Annotated in this window: 1 protein-coding gene; it reads right to left on the bottom strand. The window is 42.0% G+C overall.

What is annotated here, in order from left to right; translation table 11 throughout:
* Positions 1–21 precede the first annotated feature (21 nt).
* Positions 22–988, bottom strand: a protein-coding gene (locus JIG41_RS13055; protein ID WP_404936082.1) for an IS630 family transposase whose coding sequence is annotated in 2 segments (ribosomal slippage) — positions 22–588 and positions 590–988 — 966 coding nt in all. Because the reading frame shifts where the segments join, the coding sequence is not laid out codon by codon here.
* Positions 989–1,118 lie beyond the last annotated feature (130 nt).

Here is a 1,118-nt window from a genome sequence, read left to right as displayed (position 1 = left end):
TAATACCATTCCGCATAAAGATTAAATCAATTTAATCCATTCCCGATTGCACATTTTCTTCACTCGATCCGGGATTGAAATAAAGTGATTCCATGCCTTTGAAACTTCATCGACAATTTCGTCATAGCCCGAAAACACTCTATTGGATAAACAATGTTGTCGTATCCAGCTCCATACTTGCTCTATTGGATTTAGCTCTGGTGAATAAGGTGGGAGCTTTATCAGGGTTAGGTTTTTAAATTCTGCAGCTGTATCGTATGTATGCCAGCCTGCGCCATCTATTATCACGACAGCATGCCTTCCGGCAGGTGTCGCGTGTGATATCTGACGCATGTGCTGCGTCATTGCTTCTTTATTTACAAATGGGCTTACTAACGCTTCTGTCTGGCCTGTGGCTGGACATACCGCGCCAAATAAATATCCATAGTCAAATTGCTGTTGTTTTACAATCCGTGGCCGAGTGCCTGTTTCAGCCCAAATGCGCGTAGTCGGATTTTGCTGGCCAAATCGTGCTTCATCCTGAAACCATACGTCGATCCGATCAAGAGGAAGGTGTCCTGGTGTGTGAAGGATCGTTTCCAGTTGGAAGTTTTTTAAAAGCGTCTTGGCTCTGTAATGATTGTTTTGGGTGTTTAGAGCGGCTTGTGATCCAACTAAAGCCAAGTTGCTTTAGAATTTTATAGACATGATTTAAGTGGTAATGAACACCAAATTCAGTGTGAATGTAATGCACAATGTCTTCGCCGGTAAGACGGCCACCACGAAGTTCTGTGTTCGTGCGCTTTATAAATTCAGACAGTTGTTCAAGTTGCTGGGGTTGCAGCCTTGATGGACGTCCTTGAATAGGCTTATTGTCTAAACCATCCAGTCCATGCTCTAGGTAACTAGAAACCCATTTATTCACACTACTTCTTGCTGTGTTTAGACGTTTTGCAATATCGGTTCGGCTATTACCATCATAAAATAAAGACACTGCGAGCAATCGCATGCGTTTTCGTGCATTTGGTTCTTTTCGAGAAAGCGCTAAAAGTTGTTCAGATATGTTTGGGTTCAATGCTAATCACCAGTGATTTTATATAGCCTATATTAGATCAGATATTTAAGCGGAATGGTATAAG

Source organism: Pseudoalteromonas sp. bablab_jr011, assembly GCF_016464045.1.
GTDB classification, from domain to species: domain Bacteria; phylum Pseudomonadota; class Gammaproteobacteria; order Enterobacterales; family Alteromonadaceae; genus Pseudoalteromonas; species Pseudoalteromonas lipolytica.
The sequence above is the reverse complement of the archived record's forward strand: the minus strand, read 5'-3'. Positions and strand labels throughout refer to the sequence as shown.